Genomic DNA, 21593 nt, shown 5'->3' with positions numbered 1-21593 from the left:
GAAATAATACAGGCTCTATTGGGGAGGGTGCATGACAATGAAATCAACGGCACTGAGAGTGCCAATGAGAGGGATGATGAAACGGACGGCAGGTTTCTCTCTGATTGAGCTGGTGATCGTCATCGTGATCCTGGGGATCCTGGCGGTAACGGCGTTGCCCCGTTTTCTCGATGTGACTGACGAGGCGAAGAAGGCCAGTGTCGAGGGGGTCTCCGGCGGTTTTGCTACCGGGGTATCTCTGGTGCGGGCCCAGTGGGAAGCCGAGGGTCGGGCCAAACAGGATAGCCTCAACACCGTACTCTATGACGGTTCCCGTTTCTATCTCACAACACCGACCGATACCCAGATCAGCAACGGCGAGTTATCGCCGGGTTATCCGATGGATACCGCAGCTGGCGGCACTCCCGATGTGGATCCTGCCAATCTGACGGCTGCGCGGTGTCTGAAAATTTGGGAGGGGTTGCTGCAAAACCCGCCCAAGGCTACGGCCAGCTTCAGTGAAGTGCGCGGTAGTGGTAATGACCTGAAATACTATGCCACCGTGAGCAGTAATGGACTGGATTCGGTCTGCCGTTACTATCTGGTCAATAGTTTAAGTAAGGGCAGCGATGGCAAGTATCAGGATCCGCAAGGCAGTACTGATGCATTTATGAGTTTCAGTTACCGTCCGGCCTCCGGTCAGGTGACCACCAACATTAATTGACAGAGGAAAGTGCAATGAAAAAACAGGCGGGTTTTACCCTGATCGAACTGGTTATCGTGATCATCATTCTGGGTATTCTGGCAGTGACTGCCGCGCCCAAGTTCCTGAATCTGCAGGATGATGCAAGAACGTCCACTTTGAAAGGGGTTGAAGGATCCTTGAGCTCGGCTGGCGCCATGGTTTACAGCAAGGCTGTGCTTAAAGGCAAAGATAAAGAAAGTACTGCTTATACCTTGGATCTGGGCAATGGCAAGACAGTTTCGACTCTGTTTGGCTACCCTGTTGCGACTTCAGCTGCTTTGTCCGCCGTTGTTGAGCTGAACGCAAATGATTGGGTGTTTGCAGCCCCGACAGGTTCTAACCCTGCATCCATCAAGATTTTCCCGAACGGAGTATCTACCAGTTCGGCAACTTGCTATGTAACTTATACCGAAGCTACTTCAACTGCGGTTCCATCTGCAGTCACGAACGCTTGTAATTAACAAGATGATACTGAAGGCTGAGAGTTTGCTCTCAGCCTTCTTCAAATGGGTAATTGTGGCATGCGACAAGGATTAATTGGCAGACATGGTTTTACCCTTATTGAATTAGTTATTGTCATCCTATTACTCGGGATTCTGGCCGCCTTTGCCGTGCCCAAATGGCTGGGCAAAGGCGGCTTTGAAACTCAAAGTTTGCGTGATGAGTTGCTGACCCGGCTGCGCTTGGTGCAGACAGTCAATATGCATGAGCCTGCCAACCGCTGCACCCAGCTGGTGGTCGATGCATCCAGTTTTGCTCATATTACCCAGGCTGTTGCCGGCGCAGTTTGTCCCGCACCTGGCGCCATTGCCAGCTGGAGTGGCAATCAACGCACCCGTGGTCGTCCGGTCACCCCTTCTGCCGGTATGACTATCTCCCTCAATAACAACAGCAGCTTTGTGCTCCGTTTCGATCAGATGGGACGACCAATCGGGGTTTGCAGTGCGGGATGTACCCTGCAGGTAAGCGATGGTCGCGAGACGGGGGCAATCAGGATCGAGTCAGAGGGCTATATCCATGAGAACCCCTGAACGCGGTTTTACCCTGATCGAGCTGATCGTCGGCATAGTGCTGCTGGCGGTGGCGCTGACCGGCATTCTCGGTTTACTCATCAATCAGGCGCCGCAGGCGGTTGATCCGGTGCAGCAGGTGCGTGCCGCCCAGTTGGCCCAGCGCCTGACTGGCGAGATCCTGCAAAAGTCGTTTGATGAGCAGTCGGATCATAATGGCGGGCGTTATCGCTGTGGCGAACAGGTTGCCGGTGTGACGATTGCACCCTGTTCAGGCAGTTATGGTTCTGATGGTGAGCCAGCCCCCTACGCCTACAACGATGTGGATGACTTCGATACGGCAGGCAACTGGCGGGATGCCAGCTGGTTTACCCAGACTTCGTCAGGTATCGGCAGCGCTGAGTATCGCAACTATCAGGTCAAAATCGCTGTCAGTGCCGTTGATTTCAGCGATGGTACCTTCAAGAACTGTACGGCACCCTGCTCGGTAGGCAAGCGCATCGATTTGCAGGTTCGCCTGCCCAATCAGAGCGTGCTCGATTTCTCCTTCTATCGGGGGAATTACTGATGGGCAGAGTTATCCAACGGAGCCATAGCACTGTCCCTACCGCTTTGCGCTCAGCCAGCGGTTTTACTCTGGTCGAGCTGGTGATGGTAATTTTGCTGCTCGGGATAATGGCGACCTTTACCAGCCAGTTTATCGGTATTGGTACCCAGATCTACGGCGATGCCAGCAGTCGTGAGCAGCTGATGAGCGATGCCCGTTTCGCTATGGAGCGGCTAAACCGCGAGTTGCGCAATGCGGTACCCGGTTCTGAGCGGATCGAGACTGCGGGCGGCCTCTGGGTTGATTCCGGTGTCTGCCTGCGTTTCTGGCCCATCAGCACCTCCAGCCGCTACCTTGCCCTGAACAAAACGGTATCTGGTAGCAGCTCCACGCTGGAGCTGGTGATGGCAACGCCTGCCGCTGCGACGGATCCCCTGAGCACTGATGCGACTGCAGTCAAAGTCGGTGATCTGATGGTGGTCTTTCCGTTACCCAATTCCAGTGCGAGTTCCCTGAGCAGTGGTTGTGATTACGGGCGCTGCGTGGCCAACGTCACAGCAGTGCAGACTCCGGTATCCGGTGCACAATCCATCCGCTATACCAGTGCCGAGAGTCTGGCTGGCCTTTCGCCGGGGAGCCGGGTTTATTTTGCCAATCAGCAGGTTCGCTATTGCGTGGAGGGCAGCACGATCACCCGGGCAAGTGCTGCCATCAGTGCATCCTTGCCTGCCACCGGCGTGTTGATGGCCGATTCTCTTGCTTCCGGCAATTTCTATCGGGAAACCTCAGCCTTCAACGCGGAAGGGGAGTTTGGCATGCGCTTCGTATTCGAGCGCAAGGGGGAGTCGGTCACGTTCAACCACAAGATCGAGGTGCTCAATGTCCCTTGATTCGCGCCCGCCCAGAGCTATACAGGGGAGCGCCCTGATGATCGCGCTCTTCGTCATTGTGGTCATGGCACTGCTGGCTGCGGCCATGGGCCGTTTTCTGGTCGACAGCGGCGAGAAAAATACCGTGGAGGTGCGCAGTGTGCGGGCCCTGCTGGCGGCACAGAGTGGGCTGGAAGTGGCGCTCTATCGGTTGTTTCCCAATCGTACTCTCGCCCAGCCGGCTCCTCCCGCGTTGTGCCCGGCAACCACTTCAGTCAACTTTACCGCCAACCCCGGGCTTGCGGGGTGTCAGGCTGTGGTGCGTTGCGGCAGTGTGCCGGTAACTTACAACGGAACCGTGACCAACGGCTATAGACTGGAGAGTGTTGGTACATGCGGAACAAGTGACCTCACCTCGGATAGCCCTGATTTTATGGTGAGCAGAACCGTGATGGTGGAAGCTTTTGATGGAGGTACACCCTGATGCGCAAGGTTTGGTTGATGCTGGTCTTCTGGATATTCAGTAGCGCGGCCGGGGCGTTTCAGACTATCAACAACTCAACCTATTTTCCTGCGGTTGTGCAAGGACATGGTGGGGCTGGTAATGGTTGGTGTGGCTGGTGGGGAAATAATTATTCCACTTTAACCATGAATAACAGCGCCAAGATAACCGGAACTGGAGGTAGCTCTCTCAACTTCTGCTATTCCAATCAAGGTTCCGGCATGCCCACTGATAGCTGTGATAATGCCAATGGCAGCAGAAGATTATGCACTATTGCAACTAATACTATTCAAGGCCTTTCTACAAATGGCGCGAATTCCTTTCTAACCGGTAATGGCAGCAGTGGCGGCATCTCTTTTTGCACTGCCGGGCAAAGTATCAACCTGGGTAGTGCGAGCCAGTACCAGTTTTCCAATCTATCTCTCTATAACAGTTGTACCGTCACCTTCTCCTCTGCCCGTAGCGATTACCGGATCCAGAAACTGGAAGCGGGTAGCGGCGCCAAGCTGGTGCTGCCAAGCGGGGATTACTGGATCGATCAGCTGATCCTCAATCAGGGGGCCGAGATCGAGATACAGGGTGATGTGCGGATCTTCGTCAATCAGTCTGCACAGCTCAATGGCGCCGTTTTGAATCGCTCCAGCATGGGGTCCTTGCTGCTTTTCGGTTATCAGGACATCACGCTCAACAGCGATACTTTGCTCAATGGCTATGTCTATTCAGATGCTTCTCTGGTGATGAACAACACCTCGGTCATCAATGGACGTGCCACCAGCCGCTCCCTGACCATGGCCAGTAGCAGCGCCATTAATGATCAGGCGTTTACCCCGTCACTGACCTGCTTTAGCGATAACTTCTCGTCCGGTACCCTGAGCAGCGACTGGGTGGTGAAAACCAGCAGCGGCTCCTTCACTCCCTCAATTGTCAGTGGTCGCTTGCGTATCACTCAGGCTGTAGGCAATCAGGCTACCTCGACGACCTATCAGCGCCTATTTCCTGCTGCGAGCAATCTGGTGACTATCTCCTTTAACCACTATGCATACGGCGGCAACGGGGCTGATGGGATGGCGGTAGTGCTATCCGATGCGACAGTGACACCGCAGCCTGGAGCATTTGGTGGTCCGCTTGGCTATGGTTTCAAGCCAGGTATCTCCGGCTTTGCCGGAGGTTGGTTGGGGATTGGCTTCGACGAGTTCGGTAACTATTCGGGCGAGGGCGGCACGACCAACGTCGGGCAGCGGCGACAGTCGGTCGCCATTAGGGGCTCTGGTTCCGGAACCAGTGGTTACAACTATCTCAGAGGCGCCTGCAACAATGGGACAACCAACACCTTCAGTAACTGTCTGAGCCCGACGGTTGATGGCAATGGCGGTTCCAATCACAAGTACCAGCTCACAATCGATTCCCGCATTACCGGGCAGTCGTTGGTCAAAGTGGAACGGGATACCGGTAGCGGTTACGTCACACTGATCGACTGGTTCAATGCCCAGAGCCTGAGCGGTCAATCTCAGGTGCCCAATGATTTCCTGCTTTCCCTTACAGGCTCCACAGGTGGATCGACGAATATACACGAGCTCGATAACGTTCAGATTTGTGCTTTGCGCTCCAATCCCGTCGGTGTGCAGATTGACCACTTCGAGCTCTATCACTCAGGTCAGGCACTGACCTGCAATCCTGAAACTGTGACGATCAAGGCGTGCGCCAATCCAGCTTGTACCACGCTAATCACAGACCCGGTGACCGCGACTCTGAGTCTTACTCCCACTTCTGCCAGCAATGGTTGGATAGGTGGCAATACGGTTACTTTTACCGGCGGCACGACAACGGTGCAACTGCGCAACAATACGGCCAGTTCGGTGACCATAGGGGTATCCGGCTCTTCGCCAACGACCAAGCCTTTCAGTACCACACTCTGTAAAGCGGGTAGCGGTACACTCAGCTCGGCGGCCTGCACTCTGAGTTTTGCCGACAGCGGCTTCTTCTTCGATGTGCCTGATACCTATTCCAATCAGCCACAGACGGTCACCATCAAGGCGGTCAAAAAAAGCGATGTGACCAAGCAGTGCGTGCCGGGCTTTGCCAGTCAGACCAAGAGCGTCAAGTTCTGGAGCAGCTATATCACCCCTGCCAATAACCCCTATAACAGCCAGATGAGCGTCAACGGCAGTACGATTGGTGCCAGTCAGGGCGCTGCAACCCCCCTCTCTCTCGCTTTTGATGCTCAGGGGCAATCTTCCATAACGGTCGCGTATCCCGATGCCGGTCAGGTGCAGCTGGATGCCCGCTATGACGGTAGTGGCAATGAAGCCGGCCTGATCATGACAGGATCGGATCAGTTTGTGGCTCGGCCGGTGGGGCTCTGTATCACCAGCTCCAGTGGTAGCTGTTCCGGCAATTACGCAAGCTGCCCGGTTTTCCGAAAGACGGGGGCGACTTTCCCGATCCAGATCCAGGCTATGGCCTGGGAGTCAGGTAGTGACAACGATCTCTGTACGGGGAATCAGGCCACTCCCAACTTTGTCCTGAATGGTATTGCCCTTGGCACTACCCTGGTTGCGCCAACACCTGGTACCAATGCCACGGTAGGAACCGCAACCTATAACCATGCGGCGGCAACCAACAGTATCAACACCGTCAACCAGACGGTGAACGAGGTTGGGGTATTCAGCATGACGGCAACCCCGCCAGCCAATGGTTACTTCGGTTATACCATCCCTTCAGCCCAGAGCGCGCCACTGGGGCGTTTTGTGCCGACCGACTTCAATCTGGTCAGTGGCGACATAATGCCGGCCTGCAACGTCTTCTCCTACATGGGGCAACCTTTTGGGGTGACGCTGGATGTGCGGGCTCGCAACCAGTCCGGGGGACAGACCCAGAACTATACTGGCGCCTTCGCCAAGGGCAGTGCCTATATTTCCGTCGCCAACAACAAGGACGGCAAATCTCTGGCGAGCCGGCTGACCAGCCTTGCTTCGCTGCCATGGGCCAACGGTAAGGCGGTGTTGAATAACGGCACCACGTCGTTGGCTCGTCTTTCTGATACCCAGCCGGATGGTCCCTATAAGTCGCTGCTGTTCGGCCTCTATATGAACGACAACGACGGCGGCAATACCTTGATCGCTACGCCTGACTTCAACGATGCAGTAGTTGGCAATTGTAGCGGGGCTGCTTGCAATGCAAGATTGATCGATAGCGTGCCAATGCAGGCCTATTTTGGGCGCTTGTTTGCCGGTACTCAGGCCGGTTTGGCGTCGGCAGATTTGGCGGTGCCGTTGCAGCTGCAATATTACGAAGCGGGCAACTGGGTGTTAAACAAGCTGGATCAGTGCACTCAGCTATCCCTTGCTGGTCAGGGGATTGCGTTCCTCAATCCAAGTCACTCGTTTGATGCGGCAAGCAGTAGTCTGAATCTGGGTGTGGGGTTACCCATCAAGCTGGGGCTGGGCAGCACACCTCCCGGTGCTATGTCGGGTATGGCAAAAGATGGCGAGATCCTGTTCCAGTTTGCCAGACCCGGGATCGCAGTACGTATTCCCTACAAGGTGGACCTGGCGAAGCAACCCTCATCACCGCTCTGGCTCTCTGATCCGCTGACCCTGCAAGGGGAGGCTATCTTCGGTTCGACCCGCGGTAATGACAGAATTATCTATCGCCGTGAAATATTGCGTTGAAGTGCCACAACAGGGGGTGAGGAGCATCTTCTCCCCCCCACACCCTGTTTATGAGGGCTGGCAAGCCTGAGCAAGTGAGTAATGACTCGCACTTTTGTCGCGCTTGATTGATTGGCGACAGTTTGAGCGCTTGCCCATTGGGGTGGGCATTGGTAAAGTTAGCCGGTTTTCTGCACCTCCAAATTCTTAGGATTTCCCGTAGCCATGTTCAAAAAGCTCAGAGGCGTCTTTTCCAACGATCTGTCGATCGATTTGGGAACTGCCAACACCCTGATCTATGTAAAAGATCAAGGGATCGTCCTTAACGAACCCTCAGTTGTCGCCATTCGCCAAGAGCGCGGGAACGCCAAATCGGTCGCTGCTGTCGGTCATGCCGCCAAGCAGATGCTGGGCCGTACCCCGGGCAACATCTCCGCGATCCGCCCGATGAAAGACGGCGTGATTGCCGATTTTTACGTGACCGAGAAGATGCTGCAGCACTTCATCAAGCAGGTTCACGACAACAACTATTTCCGCCCCAGCCCACGTGTGCTGGTGTGTGTACCGTGTGGCTCCACTCAGGTTGAGCGTCGCGCCATCAAGGAATCCGCTCTGGGTGCCGGTGCCCGCGAGGTTTACCTGATCGACGAGCCTATGGCCGCTGCCATCGGTGCCGGCTTGCCGGTCTCCGAAGCGACCGGTTCCATGGTGGTTGATATCGGTGGTGGTACTACCGAAGTGGCCATCATCTCCCTGAACGGTGTGGTTTACTCCCAGTCTGTCCGTATCGGTGGCGACAAGTTTGACGAAGCGATCATCAGCTACGTCCGTCGCAACTACGGCAGCCTGATCGGTGAAGCTACTGCCGAGCGCATCAAGCACGAGATCGGTTCCGCCTACCCGGGCGAAGAGGTGCGCGAGATCGAAGTCCGTGGTCGCAACCTGGCTGAAGGTGTACCGCGCAGCTTTACCCTCAACTCCAACGAGATCCTGGAAGCGCTGCAAGAGCCGCTGTCCGGTATCGTGGCTGCCGTGATGGTGGCGCTGGAGCAGTCTCCGCCGGAACTGGCTTCCGACATCTCCGAGCGCGGCATGGTGCTGACAGGTGGTGGTGCGCTGCTGAAAGATATCGACCGTCTGCTGATGGAAGAGACCGGTATCCCTGTCGTCGTTGCCGAAGATCCCCTCACCTGTGTGGCCCGTGGCGGCGGCAAGGCGCTGGAGCTGATCGATATGCACGGTGGCGATCTGTTCCACTACGAATAAGACCCAAAGCCGGCCAGCGTGCCGGCTCTTTTTTGACGACCCATGAAACCCATTTTTGGTAGAGGCCCTTCGCTTCAGTTACGGTTGTTTCTCGCCGTCATCATCTCCATTGCTGCCATCGTCGCGGATTCTCGCTTCGGTGTGTTCAGCCACGTCCGCGTCTACCTCAGTTCGTTAGTCAGTCCGTTGCAGTACATGGCCAATGCGCCCGGCACCCTGCTCGACACCATGTCGACCCAGGTGCAGACCCGCGCCGATCTCATCGAGCAGACCAAGCAGCAGGAGCAGCAGCTGTTCACCCTGCGCGCCCGCCTGCTCAAAATGGATCAGCTGGAGCACGAGAACCAGCGGCTGCGTGAGCTGCTCGGTTCGCCGGTACACAAAGAGTCCCGCAAGATGGTGGCCGAGCTGCTGTCGGTGGACTCCGACCCCTTCAGCCATCAGGTGCTGATCAACAAGGGGGCGCTGGATGGCGTCTACAACGGTCAGGCTGTGATCAACGATCAGGGTGTGATTGGTCAGGTGCTCCATGTGGGCTCCACCACCAGTCGCGTGCTGCTGATCACCGACTCCAGCCACGGCATTCCGGTGCGGGTGCTGCGCAACGATTTGCGCGCCATCGCTTCCGGCAGTGGCGAGCTCGACAAGCTGGAGCTGCGCAACCTGCCGCGCAACACCGATATTCAGGTGGGTGATCTGCTGGTCACCTCAGGTCTTGGCGGCCGCTTCCCGGAAGGTTATCCGGTGGCGACCGTGACTCGTTCCGAGTATGTGGAGGGTAAGCCCTTCGCCCAGATCGAGGCCAAACCGCTGGTCGAGCTGGATCGGTTGCGCTATCTGCTGCTGCTGTGGACCGACAAGAAGCCCGAGGTAAATGACAAGGATGGCGAACGCCCGGCCCCTGCTGCCGCTGCGTCCGCCGCAGGAGCAACTCGCTGATGCTGCAACCCGCCAGTGGCAGGATCTGGATCTGGATCTCGATCCTGCTGGCTTTAAGCCTGTCGATCCTGCCGCTTCCCTTTGAATTTGATCCATTCCGTCCGGACTGGCTGGCCATGGTGCTCATCTACTGGGCACTGGCGTTGCCGCACCGGACCAACGTTGGTACCGCCTGGGTGGCCGGTCTGCTGCTGGATGTGCTGCTTGGCAGCACCCTCGGCGTGCGCGCCATGGCGATGGCCATCACCACCTATCTGGCGGCATTCCAGTTTCAGAAGATCCGCAACTTCTCCCTCTGGCAGCAGGCGCTGATCATCGGCTGCCTCTCGCTGGTGGGCAAACTGACGGTCTTCTGGGCCGAGCACCTGTTTAGCCGGGCCAGCCTCAACTTCGCCTACTTTTGGTCGACGTTGACGACGATGCTAATATGGCCCTGGGTGTTTCTGGTGTTGCGCAAAGTGCGGCGCCGCTTCAATATCAGGTAAATATGAGCAAAAACAACGAACTGCAACTCTATCTTGCGTCGGGTTCCCCCCGTCGTCGCGAACTGCTGACCCAGCTTGGTTACCGCTTCGAGGTGTTGAAACTCGATGTGCCCGAGCAGCGGGAAGAGGGTGAAAAGGCGCAGGATTATGTCTGCCGCCTCGCCCGCGACAAGGCGATGGCCGGTGTGGCCATCGCACCTGACGCATTGCCGGTGCTGGGCGCCGATACCATAGTGGTGCTGGGCGACAGAGTGCTGGAGAAACCGTCCGATCTGCTCGATGCGAAAGACATGCTGGAGGCGCTCTCCGGCAAGGTACATCAGGTGATGACGGCGGTGGCGCTGGCCAGCAAGGATCGTTGTGACGTGCGCCTGGTCACCACCAACGTGGCATTTCGCAAGCTGGACGAGGCCGAAATCGAGGCCTACTGGCAGACCGGTGAGCCCTGTGACAAGGCCGGGGCCTACGGCATTCAGGGTATTGCTGGCAAGTTCGTCAGCCGTATCGAGGGGAGCTACAGCGCCGTGGTCGGCCTGCCCCTGCTGGAAACGGATCTGCTGATCAAGCATCATCTGGAACAGCTCAGGTAATTTCCCGTCAGCTGTGCTGCTGCGTTCGTCCTTGCGCGCGTTGTACCGGATTGGCTGTATAAGAATTCAAAACTGGAACAGGCAAGGTTACTTATGTCGGTAGAACTGCTGGTTAACGTTACCCCCTCCGAAACCCGGGTCGCTCTGGTCGAAAACGGTCTGCTGCAGGAAGTGCACGTAGAGCGTCAGGCCAAGCGCGGCATTGTCGGCAACATCTACAAAGGCAAGATCAGCCGGGTACTCCCGGGCATGCAGGCGGCCTTCGTCGATATCGGCATGGACAAGGCGGCCTTTTTGCATGCCTCCGATATCGTCCCCCACACCGAGTGCGTGGCGGTGAAGGAGAAGGAGCAGTTCCAGGTCGGCAACATCGCCGAGCTGGTGCGTCAGGGGCAGGACATCATGGTGCAGGTGGTGAAAGATCCGCTTGGCACCAAGGGGGCCCGTCTGACCACCGACATCACCCTGCCATCCCGCTATCTGGTCTTTATGCCGGGCAGTGCCCACGTCGGCGTCTCCCAGCGTATCGAGTCCGAAGCCGAGCGCGAGCGTCTCAAGCGTACCGTGGCCGGCTATGTGGATGAGCTGGGCGGCTACATCATCCGCACCGCCGCCGAAGGGGTGGGGGAGCAGGAGCTGGAGCAGGATGCCGCCTTCCTGAAACGGCTATGGCGCAAGATCCTCGAGCGCAAGCAGAAGTATCCCCCCTGCAAGATCCTCTACGAGGATCCCAGCCTGGCATTCCGGGTAGTGCGCGACTTCGTCGGTGCCGAGCTCGACAAGATCCGCGTTGACTCCCGCCAGAGCTTCGATCAGCTCAAGCGCTTCACCGAGGAGTACGTGCCGGAGCTGGCCAGCAAGCTGGAGTACTACCCCGGCGAGTCGCCCATCTTCGATCTCTACGACGTGGAGAACGAGATCCAGCGGGCGCTGGAGCGCAAGGTAGAGCTGAAATCCGGCGGCTACCTCATCATCGACCAGACCGAAGCCATGACCACGGTGGATATCAACACCGGCGCCTTCGTCGGTCACCGCAATCTGGAAGAGACCATCTTCAACACCAACGTCGAGGCGACGGCGGCCATCGCCCGTCACCTGCGCCTGCGCAATCTTGGCGGCATCATCATCATCGACTTCATCGACATGCAGTCCGAGGATCACCGCCGTCGGGTGCTGCACAGTCTGGAGCAGGCGTTGTCCAAGGACAGAGCCAAGACCAACGTCAACGGCTTCTCCCAGCTCGGTCTGGTGGAGATGACCCGCAAGCGCACCCGCGAGAGTCTGGAGCATGTGCTCTGTTCCGAGTGCCCCGAGTGCAAGGGGCGCGGCCGGGTCAAGACGGTGGAGTCGGTCTGTTTCGAGATCCTGCGGGAGATCATCCGGGTCAATCGCGCCTACGATGCGGATCAGTTCACCGTCTACGCCGCGCCTGCGGTGGCCGATTATCTCCATGGCGAGGAGTCCCACAGTCTGGCAGAGCTGGAAGTATTCATCGGCAAGCAGGTGCGGGTGGTGAGCGAACCCCTCTGTGGTCAGGAGCAGTTCGACGTGGTGATGATGTAATTGGTCTATCGCTGGCTGAGTCGGGGCTGGTTGGCCCTGGGGGTTCTGTTCGTACTGCTGGCCATGCTGGTCACGCTGGTACGGGTCGGAGGCCCTTTGCTGAATCAGTACCGGGAGAGCCTTATCAACTCTCTGCTCGGGGATTCGCAAATCAAGGTCAGCCTTGATCAGATTGGGCTGAGCTGGACACAGTCCGGCCCGGCCCTCGAGCTGCAACAGCTCGCCGTCGCCCCCGACTCCAGGCGCTATACCATCAAGCTCGGCAAGGCCTGGGTTCATCTCGACTTCTGGCGCACCCTCAACCAGCTCAAGCCGGTCTTTGGCGAGCTGATCCTGAGCGATGGCGATATTACTCTCGACTTCAGCCAACCGGCTGACGACAGCCCATCCGACGATCCCCAGCAGGGTGCCCTGCTGCGCTTTCTGCTGACCCAGCTCTCCACCTTCGATGTGCACGATACCCGCCTCAGCGTCACTACTGCGCTCGGCGACATGCGGGCACTCGATATCGCCCATCTGCGCTGGCAGAACCGTGGCAAGCGCCATCAGGGAGTCGGCAAGGCCTATCTCATCAACGGGGTGGGCGAGAGCACCCTTGACCTGATCCTCGATGTTGAAGCTCCGGAAGCGCGTCTCGATCGCCTCAAGGGACAGCTCTATCTTGGCGCCAACCGCCTCGATATCAGCCCCATGCTGGCGCGGATCCACGCTGGCGAGCCGACCATCACCGGCCTGCTCGACTTTCAGCTCTGGAGTGATTTCGCCAACGGTCAGCTGGGCAACACCCTGCTGGCATTCGGATCCAACTACCTGATCTGGAAGGATCCCAAGAACGGGGATATGCACCGTTTCGGCCTCGATGGCGGCAAGATCCAGCTACGCCGGGACGGCACCGACTGGCAACTGGCGAGCCACAACGTCACCTTCAAGCTGGACGGCAAGCCCTGGTTGCAGAGCCGCTTGCAGCTGGAGCGGATCGGGGATCGGGTGCAGGGCTATCTGCCCAGCATAGAGTTCGACAAGATTACCCAGATGAGTCAGCTGGTCTCGGCGCTCTACCCGACGCTCTGCGAGACCCTGCGCCAGACCAATCCGCAGGGCTCGGTGCAGGATCTCACCCTGCTGGCCAACGCCAATTGGCAGGATCTCTCCATCAGTGGTCGTTTCAGCAAGGTGCGCCTCAAGGCGTGGCAGGATGTACCCGGGATGCAGGATCTCAACGGCGAGTTCTGGCTGACCCCTACGGGAGGCAGTGCCAGACTGGCGCTGGCCAAAGACACGCTGGATCCGGCCCGCCACTTCAAGGAGCCGATCCCGGTCGACAGCTTCTCGGCCCGTCTCGACTGGTGGCGCGAGACGCAAGGCTGGGTGATCTACGGGCAGGATATCGCGCTGGATAACCCGGATCTGACCCTGGCCAGCCGCTTTCGCCTCGATCTGTTCGAGCACCCTTTCCTCGCGCTGACCGGCCGCATCGATGTAAAGAATGCGGGTCATGCCTATCGCTACTTCCCGCTGCAGGTGATGGACAAGGAGCTGGTTGATTACCTCAGTGGTGCCATCAAGGGGGGCAGGGCCAAGGGGGCCGACCTGCTCTGGTATGGCGAGTTCAGGGATTTCCCCTACGAGAAGGGTGAGGGTATCTTCCAGGTCGCGGTGCCGCTGGAGCAGGCGACCTACGAGTTCTTCCCCGGTTGGCAACCACTTACCGACCTGCAGATCGATCTCTTGTTCCAGAATGCCAGCCTCGATATGCGCAGCCGCTCTACCAAACTGGGCAAGGCGAGCTCCGATTCGGTGCATGCCTGGATCCCCGATCTCGCACCGGGTGGCCATCTTTACGTGGATGCGCAGGTACAGGGGGAGGGCAAGGCCATCAGCGACTATCTGCAGGACTCCCCGTTGGGCAGTTCGGTGGGGCAGGCGCTGGAGGAGATCGAGGTGCGTGGCCCGCTCAAGGGGGCGCTCAAGCTCGATATCCCCCTCGACGGCGAGAGCGAGGTGAAGGCGAGCGGCGATGCCACCTTCAACAACAACAAGGTGCGGGTCGCCAGTCTGGATCTGCCGCTGGAGAAGGTGCAGGGGCGGCTCGAATATGACAACGAGCAGACCCGCTTCAGCAACCTCAAGGCGACCCTGTGGAATCAGCCGCTCACTCTCAACTATCAGGGGCGCCAGCATCCTGACCGCTATCAGGTCGACCTCGATTTCAAAGGCCAGTGGGATAGCCGGCGCCAGCCCGCTGCCATCTCCTCATACGGCATCCTCAACGGCCGCAGCAACTGGGGCGGCAAGCTGGGGCTGACCTTGCCCGATGACAAGCCGTTCAGCTTCCAGCTGGGCCTCGACTCCACCTTGCAGGGGATGGCGCTCGATCTCCCTTCGCCACTGGCCAAGAGCAGTGGCAGCCGCCTGCCGCTCACCGTGATCGCTCGTGGCCGAGATGGCAGTGCCGATATTCGTGCCGTGCTGGGGGCGGATGTCGATATGCAGACCAGATTGGTTTACGGCGAAGGTGTGCCCTATCTGAGCCGGGTGCGGATCGATGTGGGTCAGCCGGGCGCGCGGGTACTGCGCGATGTCCCCATGCTGCTCGCCATCAACCAGCAGGAGGCTGATGTCGGCGGCTGGCTGGCCCGACTCAAGCAGTGGCTGCCCTCCGGCAATGTGCCGACCGGCACTGCTGTGGTTGGCCCCTCTTTCCTGCCGCAGGAGTGGTGGGTGGATGGCCGGCTGGCGCGAGCGAATATCGGCAGCGCCACCATCAAGGCGACTCACTTCACGGTGGGGCCGGTCAATCAGGCGACCGAGGTGATGCTCGACAGTCCCGATGTGATGGGGGTGATCCGCATTCCTGTGGTGGCCAACCGCCCGGTCGACGCCAAGTTTGCCCGTATCTACTGGTCCGGCAAAAGCGAAGAGTTGAGCCCGGATCCCGACGCCAAACAGGATAACGCCATCATGGCCTCCATCCCCTGGTTGAAGGTGAGCTGCGTCGATTGCCGTTTTGGCGAGTTGCCGCTTGGCGAAGTGAAAGGCGAGCTGCTGCCGGGGGCCAACAAGGTGACCCTCAAAGATCTGGATATCCGGCTGGCGGGCAGCCAACTCACCGGCAGCGTCGACTGGCTGGCCGATGGCAACCGGATGGAGACCCGCGCCCGTGGCAAGCTGACCAGCAAGAACAGCGAGCTGCTGCTCAAGCGGCTCGGCTACACCTCGCCCATCGGTGATGCGCCCGGCTCCCTCGCCTTTGATCTCAACTGGCAGGATGTGCCCTACCGCCCGAACCTGCCAACCCTGGGGGGCAGTGCCAACTATCAGCTGGAAGGCGGCACCCTGCGCGAGGTTAACGACAAAGGCGCGCGGCTGCTCTCCCTGCTCAGCCTCGATTCCTTGCTGCGCAAGTTGCGCCTCGATTTTCGCGATGTGTTCGACAAGGGCTTCTATTTCGAATCCATGTCTGCCTCTGCCAAGATCAAGCAGGGGGTGGTGGATAATCAGGACTTCTTCATGAAAGGGGCCGCCGGCAATTTGCGCGGCGAGGGGATTGCCGATCTGGTGCGCTGGCGGCTCGATTACGAGCTGAGCTTCTCCCCCAATCTGGGGGGCACGCTGCCGGTGGTAGCCGCCTTCTCCATCACGCCGGTGACCGGTCTTTATGTGCTGGCCCTCTCCAAGCTGCTGGAGCCGGTGGTGGATGTGGTGACCCGCATCGATTTTCGCATCTCGGGCCCGCTCGACGATCCCAAGCTGATCGAAGCTGGCCGGGATCGCGCTCGCATCAAGCTCAACCAGCAGCAGAAAGAGGCGGTCGATGCCGTGGCGCCCAAGCTGCCTGCGGCCAAGAGCACTCCCTTTCTGCTGAATCCGCAACCGGGTAGCCCGAACCAGCCCTGACCTGCACCATCACAAGGAGTGAGCCATGATCCGACATATCCTGCTGATCGCCTTCAAACAAGGCACCTTGCCTGACCAGATCGAGGCTGTGCGAGCCGCCTTTCTGGCCATTCCCCATCAGGTCAGCGGCGTCACCGCCGTCGAGTGGGGCCGTGATGACAGCCCGGAGGGGCGGGCCGAGGGGTTTACCCACAGCGTGCTGATGACCTTCGCCGATGAAGCGGCCCGCCAGCGCTATCTGCCCCACCCGGATCATGATGCTCTCAAGGCCATCTTCCGCCCGGTGCTGGAACGTATCATTGTGCTGGATTACACCCTGCAACCCGGGGATGCGGTCTGCATCTGAATGTTGCAACAGTGACAAGGAGAGAGTCATGTGGTTAGCCGCAATACAGCTGGTATCTGGCCGTCACTGGCAGGATAACCGGGAGCAGATCGCCGCCGAGCTGGCTGCCTTGCCCAAAGAGCGGCCGCTACTGGTGCTGTTGCCTGAGAACTTTGCCCTGTTTGGCGAACGACAGGGCTATCTGGATGGTGCCGAGGCAATCGGCTCCAATCCCAGCTCCGATCTGGGCGGAGCCGCGCCCATCCAGCAACAACTGGTGGAATGGGCGCGAGAGTACGGCATCTGGCTGGTGGCTGGGGCTATGCCGACCACCATCGCCGGTTCCGACCGTATTCACACCAGTTCGCTGGTGTTTGATCCAAGCGGTGAGCTCAGGGGCCACTACCACAAGATCCACCTGTTCGATGTGGATGTGGCGGACAATCACGGTCGCTACCGTGAGTCGGAAACCTTTAGCCCCGGCGAGTCGCCTGTGCTGGTGGACTCCCCCTTTGGTCCCCTTGGCCTCTCGATCTGTTATGATCTGCGTTTTCCCGAGCTATACCGCCAGCTGGCCCGTGCCGGTGCCCGCGTGCTGCTGGTGCCTGCCGCCTTTACCGCCGTGACCGGCGAGGCGCACTGGGAGCCGCTGCTGCGGGCTCGCGCCATCGAAAACCAGTGCTACGTAGTTGCTGCCAATCAGGGCGGCACTCACGAGACGGGGCGCCAGACCTGGGGCCACAGCATGGTGATCGATCCCTGGGGCCGGGTGCTGACCTGCAAGGAGTCCGGGCGTGGCACAGTATTGGCGCAGATGGAGCCCGGATTTATCGACGAATTGCATCGCACCATGCCAGTGCTGACCCATGCCCGTTTGTTGTGATGGCGCGGTTTGTTGCCAACCCGTCGGCAAGACGATTTAAAACATCTCGTTACGAGAGTGGAGAAGAAGATTGAGTCTATTGAGCCAGGTTAGTGCCTCCCTGTTGGCCCCCAACGATCTCGACGAAGGGCGCCTGCAGCAGCTGCTCGGCAGCCTGATGAGCCATCAGGTGGAGTTCGGCGATCTCTATTTCCAGCGCAGCTGGCACGAGTCCTGGATGCTGGAAGATGGCATCGTCAAGGATGGCAGCTACAACATCGATCAGGGGGTCGGGGTGCGCGCCGTCAGCGGCGAGAAGACCGGCTTTGCCTACTCGGACGAGCTGAGCCTGCTGGCGCTGCAACAGTCGGTCACTGCTGCTCGCGGCATCGCCGCTGCCGGTGCTCACGGCAAGGTGAAGGCGTGGGCGCGCACCGAAGCGAACCTGCTCTATCCTGCTATGGATCCGCTACAGACCCTCGACAAGCAGCAGAAGATCGCCCTGCTGGAGCAGATGGACAAGTTTGCCAGAAGTCTGGATCCCGCCATCAATCAGGTGATGGCCTCCATCAGCGGCGTCTATGAAGAGGTGCTGGTGGCTGCGACCGACGGTACCCTGGCTGCCGATATTCGCCCGTTGGTGCGGCTGTCTGTGACCGTCATTGCCGAGAAGGGCGATCGTCGCGAGCGCGGCAGTGCCGGTGGTGGTGGCCGCTTTGGTTACGACTGGTTCCTCGAACTGGACGGGCTGGAGAGCCGCGCCTTTGGCTATGTGCGCGAAGCGGTGCGTCAGGCGCTGGTCAACCTCGACGCCATCGATGCGCCGGCCGGCACCATGCCGGTGGTGCTCGGCGCCGGCTGGCCCGGTGTGCTGCTGCACGAGGCGGTGGGTCACGGTCTGGAGGGGGATTTCAACCGCAAGGGCTCTTCCGCGTTTGCTGGCCGCATCGGCGAACAGGTGGCCTCCAAGCACTGCACTATCGTCGATGACGGCACCCTGCCGGGTCGGCGTGGCTCCGTCAGCATAGATGACGAGGGGACGCCGGGTGGCTACAACGTGCTGATCGAGAATGGCATTCTCAAGGGTTACCTGCAGGACAAGCAGAATGCCCGGCTGATGGGCGTGCCGCTCACTGGCAACGGTCGCCGCGAATCCTACGCCGCCATGCCGATGCCCCGCATGACCAACACCTACATGCTGGCGGGTCAGTACGATCCGGCCGAGATCATCGCCTCGGTGAAGAAGGGCATCTATGCCCCCAACTTCGGCGGCGGTCAGGTGGATATCACCTCCGGCAAGTTTGTCTTCTCCGCCTCCGAGGCCTACCTCATCGAGGATGGCAAGATCACCGCCCCCATCAAGGGCGCGACTCTGATCGGCAACGGCCCCGAGGCGATGAGCCAGGTCTCCATGGTGGGTAGCGATCTTGCACTGGATCGCGGAGTCGGTATCTGCGGAAAAGAGGGGCAGAGCGTGCCGGTCGGCGTCGGCCAGCCCACCCTCAAGCTGGACCAGCTCACCGTGGGTGGCACCCAGTAAGTGAAGTGAGTCGTAACCAAGCTATATGCAGACCCCGGCCATGTGCCGGGGTTTTTGTTATCCGGAGTCATTGAAAACAAAAAGCCCCGGTCAGTGGGCCGGGGCTGGTAAGGATACAGAGTATCAGTTGACTGATATTGCGCGGGCGTCGATGAAGTAGCGGGCGTTGCCCTGCTTGTCGATCTGGATCTTGGCCACCAGTTGCTCCTGCTCCTTGTATTCCCAACGTTGCTCGATCTTGGCGAGGGATGGGCTTGTGACCCCAACCACGTTCAGGTACTCATGAAACAGGCTATGGCTCCCTATTTCGGTCAGCATCTTATCCATCTGCATACTCTCCTGAAGTTGAGTGGGTATTCATCAACAAACCTATCAGCGTCCATCTGAATACAGTCTGTATGAAAAACAAACTAACTCATTCATGTGTCAATAACATGATCAGGAACAAGATCAGTGCAGATCGTCAGGGACTTTTTGATACCGTTTTCAATCACTGCTGGTGCGGCTTCGGCAGTTGATCAAAATGGCCGTCCATCTGCGGCAAATGGGGAGTTGTTTGAACCGCTGGCGCACCATGGAATACCGGGTCCTGCGCAACTTCCTTGATGCCGTTGATGCAGAACTGCATACCCATGCAGACCAGCAGGAAGCCCATGATGCGGGTCATGGCGTCGATGCCGGTGGCACCGAGGATCTTGCAGACCGGGTCGGCCAGTTTGAGCACGCCCCAGCTGATCAGGCTCATCAGGGCAAATGCCGTTACCACGCCACCATAGATGGACAGACGCTCGTACTCGGCCGGCAGCTCGGCAATCTGGGCTGCACCGCTGATCACCAGTGCCATGGTGCCCGGGCCACACATGCTTGGCATGGTGAGCGGAACGAAGGCGATGCTCTGGTTGATCTCCACCCCGCTGGACTGGCTGGGGGCGGGGAACAGCATGCGAAAACCGATAAAGCCGATGATGAGGCCGCCCGCCAGACGCAGACCCGGAATGGAGATCCCGAACAGATCCAGAATGGAGGATCCGATAAAGAAGGTGATGCAGAGGGTGCAGAAAAGATAGATGGCAGCCAGATTGACTTGGCGGCGCACATGCTCGCGCGACATCCCCTTGCTCAGACCCAGTAGCAGAGTGGCCGTGGTGGGTGGGTTGACCATGGGCAGCAGTGCCAGCAAGGTGAGTAATACGACCTGAAAGAACATCTTGAGCCTCGGATAAAGAGTTGAAAGTCATGGGGGCGAGCGGGTGGCATGCCCCAGAGGGAGGCTATCTTATGTTGGTCAAACTGAACATAAGCAGTACAACAAAGCCCCGGCATCTGCCGGGGCTTTGTTGTTCGGGTCAGGCCGCTTGCGGCGCTTGTTGTGGCCGGTTGCGCTGCTGCAGCCAGAGCCAGCAGCCGATGACAAAACCGAGTGCCGACAGGCTCACCACGTAGTGGGAGGGGGCCAGTACATCGCTTGCCATCCAGAGGGTAACCAGCATGGGAGTCAGTCCGCCAAAGATGGCGTAGGCCACGTTGTAGGAGAACGACAGACCGGAGAAGCGCACCACCGGCGGGAAGGCATTGACCATCACGTAGGGAACCGCGCCAACAATCCCGACTGCGAAGCCTGCCAGCATATAGAGCGGCACCAGCTGGCTCATGCCGGAGGCGATCCCGTGATAGAAGGCGTAGCTGGAGCCAGCCAGCAGCAGGGAGCCCAGCATGAAGGTGGGGCCGCTGCCCAGCAGGTCGATCACCCGGCCATAGAGAATGCAGCCAAGGGTGAGGGCAACGATGGCCAGTGAGTTGGCAGTCAGCGCCTCGGCCGGGGTGATGCCATAGACCTTCTGCAGGTAGGTGGGGGTCATCAGGATCACCACCACGATCCCGGCGGAGAGCAGCCAGGTGAGCAGCATGGAGACCACTACGCTGCTCTTGTGGCTGCGCAGTACCGTCTTGAGGGGAAGCTCGTCGGCCAGTGCTTTATTGGCCTGCATCTCGGCAAAGACCGGGGTTTCGTGCAGCCAGCGGCGCAGGTACATGGCGACGATGCCGAACACACCGCCGAGGACGAAAGCGAGTCGCCAGCCCCAGTCGGTCACATCGCTCGGGCTCATGCCGCGGTTGATGGCGGTGGCTACCAGAGACCCGAGCAGGATGCCGGCCGTCAGTCCGGCTGTGAGCGTGCCGCAGGCGACACCGACCCGGCGGGCGGGCACGTGCTCCGCCACGAAGACCCAGGCTCCCGGCACTTCGCCACCGATGGCGGCCCCTTGCAGGATCCGCAACAGCAGCAACAGCAGCGGTGCGGCGATACCGAGCACCGCATAGGTTGGCAGCAGACCGATCAGCAGGGTGGGCAGCGCCATCATGATGATGCTGAGGGTGAACATCCGCTTGCGACCGATGAGGTCGCCAAAGTGGGCCATGATGATGCCGCCCAGCGGACGAGCCAGATAGCCGGCGGCGAAGATGCCGAAGGTCTGGAACTGGCGCAGCCACTCCGGAATGTCGGCCGGGAAGAAGAGTTCACCGATGACCACGGCGAAGAAGACGAAGATGATGAAGTCGTAAAACTCCAGCGCACCGCCGAGGGCGGCCAGTCCCAGCGTTTTGTAGTCCTGCCGGTTGAGGGGGCGGGCGTGATCGTACTGTTGTGTCACTGTCGTCATATCCTTATGTTTCCCATCGCTTTTTTAGTTATTGTTGAGCCCGGGCAAGGGGCATATACAGGTGATCGAGAGTATGCTGCTCGCCACTTGCATGTAAATCGCGCAATTCGCAACACTGTCTTGCATCTTTTTGGGGCAGCCTTTTGGGAAACCCGGAGCGC

The 21593-nt window shown here is 59.1% G+C and carries 19 protein-coding genes; 16 read left to right on the top strand and 3 right to left on the bottom strand.

What is annotated here, in order from left to right; translation table 11 throughout:
* Positions 1-31: 31 nt before the first annotated feature.
* The 16 genes from mshB (at position 32) to tldD (ending at position 18769) form a co-directional block, all read left to right on the top strand.
* On the top strand, positions 32-703 hold the full coding sequence (mshB, locus tag I6L40_RS00430) for an MSHA fimbrial major subunit MshB (RefSeq protein WP_104016474.1): 672 nt from the start codon (positions 32-34) through the stop codon (positions 701-703).
* 14 nt (positions 704-717) lie between these two features.
* Entirely contained in the window at positions 718-1185 is a 468-nt protein-coding gene (locus I6L40_RS00425) for a prepilin-type N-terminal cleavage/methylation domain-containing protein (protein ID WP_043851019.1), read from the top strand.
* Positions 1186-1245: 60 nt separating this feature from the next.
* Positions 1246-1755: a Tfp pilus assembly protein FimT/FimU gene (locus I6L40_RS00420; protein WP_071914106.1), complete on the top strand. Its 510-nt coding sequence runs from the start codon at positions 1246-1248 to the stop codon at positions 1753-1755.
* Positions 1742-2302, top strand: coding sequence for a prepilin-type N-terminal cleavage/methylation domain-containing protein (locus tag I6L40_RS00415; protein ID WP_071914109.1), 561 nt, complete (start codon positions 1742-1744; stop codon positions 2300-2302). The genes I6L40_RS00420 and I6L40_RS00415 overlap by 14 nt, the downstream gene beginning before the upstream one ends.
* 44 nt (positions 2303-2346) lie before the next feature.
* A complete protein-coding gene (locus I6L40_RS00410; protein ID WP_143241830.1) occupies positions 2347-3171 on the top strand; it encodes a PilW family protein in 825 nt (274 codons plus the stop codon).
* A gap of 37 nt (positions 3172-3208) precedes the next feature.
* Positions 3209-3634, top strand: a complete 426-nt coding sequence (locus I6L40_RS00405) for an MSHA biogenesis protein MshP (protein WP_083593519.1) — start codon at positions 3209-3211, stop codon at positions 3632-3634.
* Complete coding sequence (locus tag I6L40_RS00400) at positions 3634-7323, top strand: DUF6701 domain-containing protein (RefSeq protein ID WP_216994845.1); 3690 nt, start codon at positions 3634-3636, stop codon at positions 7321-7323. Before I6L40_RS00405 ends, I6L40_RS00400 begins: the two co-directional genes overlap by 1 nt.
* 204 nt (positions 7324-7527) lie before the next feature.
* Positions 7528-8568 (top strand): rod shape-determining protein, encoded by a 1041-nt coding sequence (locus tag I6L40_RS00395; protein WP_005340051.1) that lies wholly within the window; start codon positions 7528-7530, stop codon positions 8566-8568.
* Positions 8569-8610: 42 nt separating this feature from the next.
* Positions 8611-9507, top strand: a complete 897-nt coding sequence (mreC, locus tag I6L40_RS00390; protein ID WP_033112549.1) for a rod shape-determining protein MreC — start codon at positions 8611-8613, stop codon at positions 9505-9507.
* The gene (gene mreD / locus I6L40_RS00385; protein ID WP_033112548.1) at positions 9507-9992 is read left to right on the top strand and encodes a rod shape-determining protein MreD; all 486 of its coding nucleotides are present in this window, start codon (positions 9507-9509) and stop codon (positions 9990-9992) included. Before mreC ends, mreD begins: the two co-directional genes overlap by 1 nt.
* 2 nt (positions 9993-9994) lie before the next feature.
* Positions 9995-10582, top strand: a complete 588-nt coding sequence (locus tag I6L40_RS00380) for a nucleoside triphosphate pyrophosphatase (protein ID WP_033112547.1) — start codon at positions 9995-9997, stop codon at positions 10580-10582.
* Between the two features lie 93 nt (positions 10583-10675).
* Complete coding sequence (rng, locus tag I6L40_RS00375) at positions 10676-12145, top strand: ribonuclease G (RefSeq protein WP_005340056.1); 1470 nt, start codon at positions 10676-10678, stop codon at positions 12143-12145.
* On the top strand, positions 12146-16042 hold the full coding sequence (locus I6L40_RS00370; protein WP_216994844.1) for a YhdP family protein: 3897 nt from the start codon (positions 12146-12148) through the stop codon (positions 16040-16042). It begins immediately after the preceding gene.
* A gap of 25 nt (positions 16043-16067) precedes the next feature.
* Positions 16068-16388: a Dabb family protein gene (locus I6L40_RS00365; RefSeq protein ID WP_071914118.1), complete on the top strand. Its 321-nt coding sequence runs from the start codon at positions 16068-16070 to the stop codon at positions 16386-16388.
* Positions 16389-16416: 28 nt separating this feature from the next.
* A complete protein-coding gene (locus I6L40_RS00360; RefSeq protein ID WP_216994843.1) occupies positions 16417-17250 on the top strand; it encodes a carbon-nitrogen hydrolase family protein in 834 nt (277 codons plus the stop codon).
* A gap of 70 nt (positions 17251-17320) precedes the next feature.
* On the top strand, positions 17321-18769 hold the full coding sequence (gene tldD, locus I6L40_RS00355; protein ID WP_042032236.1) for a metalloprotease TldD: 1449 nt from the start codon (positions 17321-17323) through the stop codon (positions 18767-18769).
* Between the two features lie 123 nt (positions 18770-18892).
* Here the strand turns inward: tldD and I6L40_RS00350 are convergent, their stop codons facing one another.
* The 3 genes from I6L40_RS00350 to I6L40_RS00340 form a co-directional block, all read right to left on the bottom strand.
* On the bottom strand, positions 18893-19096 hold the full coding sequence (locus I6L40_RS00350; protein ID WP_033112613.1) for a hypothetical protein: 204 nt from the start codon (positions 19094-19096) through the stop codon (positions 18893-18895).
* Between the two features lie 163 nt (positions 19097-19259).
* Positions 19260-19976, bottom strand: a complete 717-nt coding sequence (locus I6L40_RS00345; RefSeq protein ID WP_042032235.1) for a MarC family NAAT transporter — start codon at positions 19974-19976, stop codon at positions 19260-19262.
* Positions 19977-20115: 139 nt separating this feature from the next.
* Positions 20116-21432 (bottom strand): MFS transporter, encoded by a 1317-nt coding sequence (locus I6L40_RS00340; RefSeq protein WP_042032234.1) that lies wholly within the window; start codon positions 21430-21432, stop codon positions 20116-20118.
* Positions 21433-21593: the final 161 nt, after the last annotated feature.

It is taken from the genome of Aeromonas sp. FDAARGOS 1410, assembly GCF_019048745.1.
Lineage (GTDB): Bacteria > Pseudomonadota > Gammaproteobacteria > Enterobacterales > Aeromonadaceae > Aeromonas > Aeromonas jandaei.
This window is presented reverse-complemented; position numbering and strand designations above follow the sequence as displayed.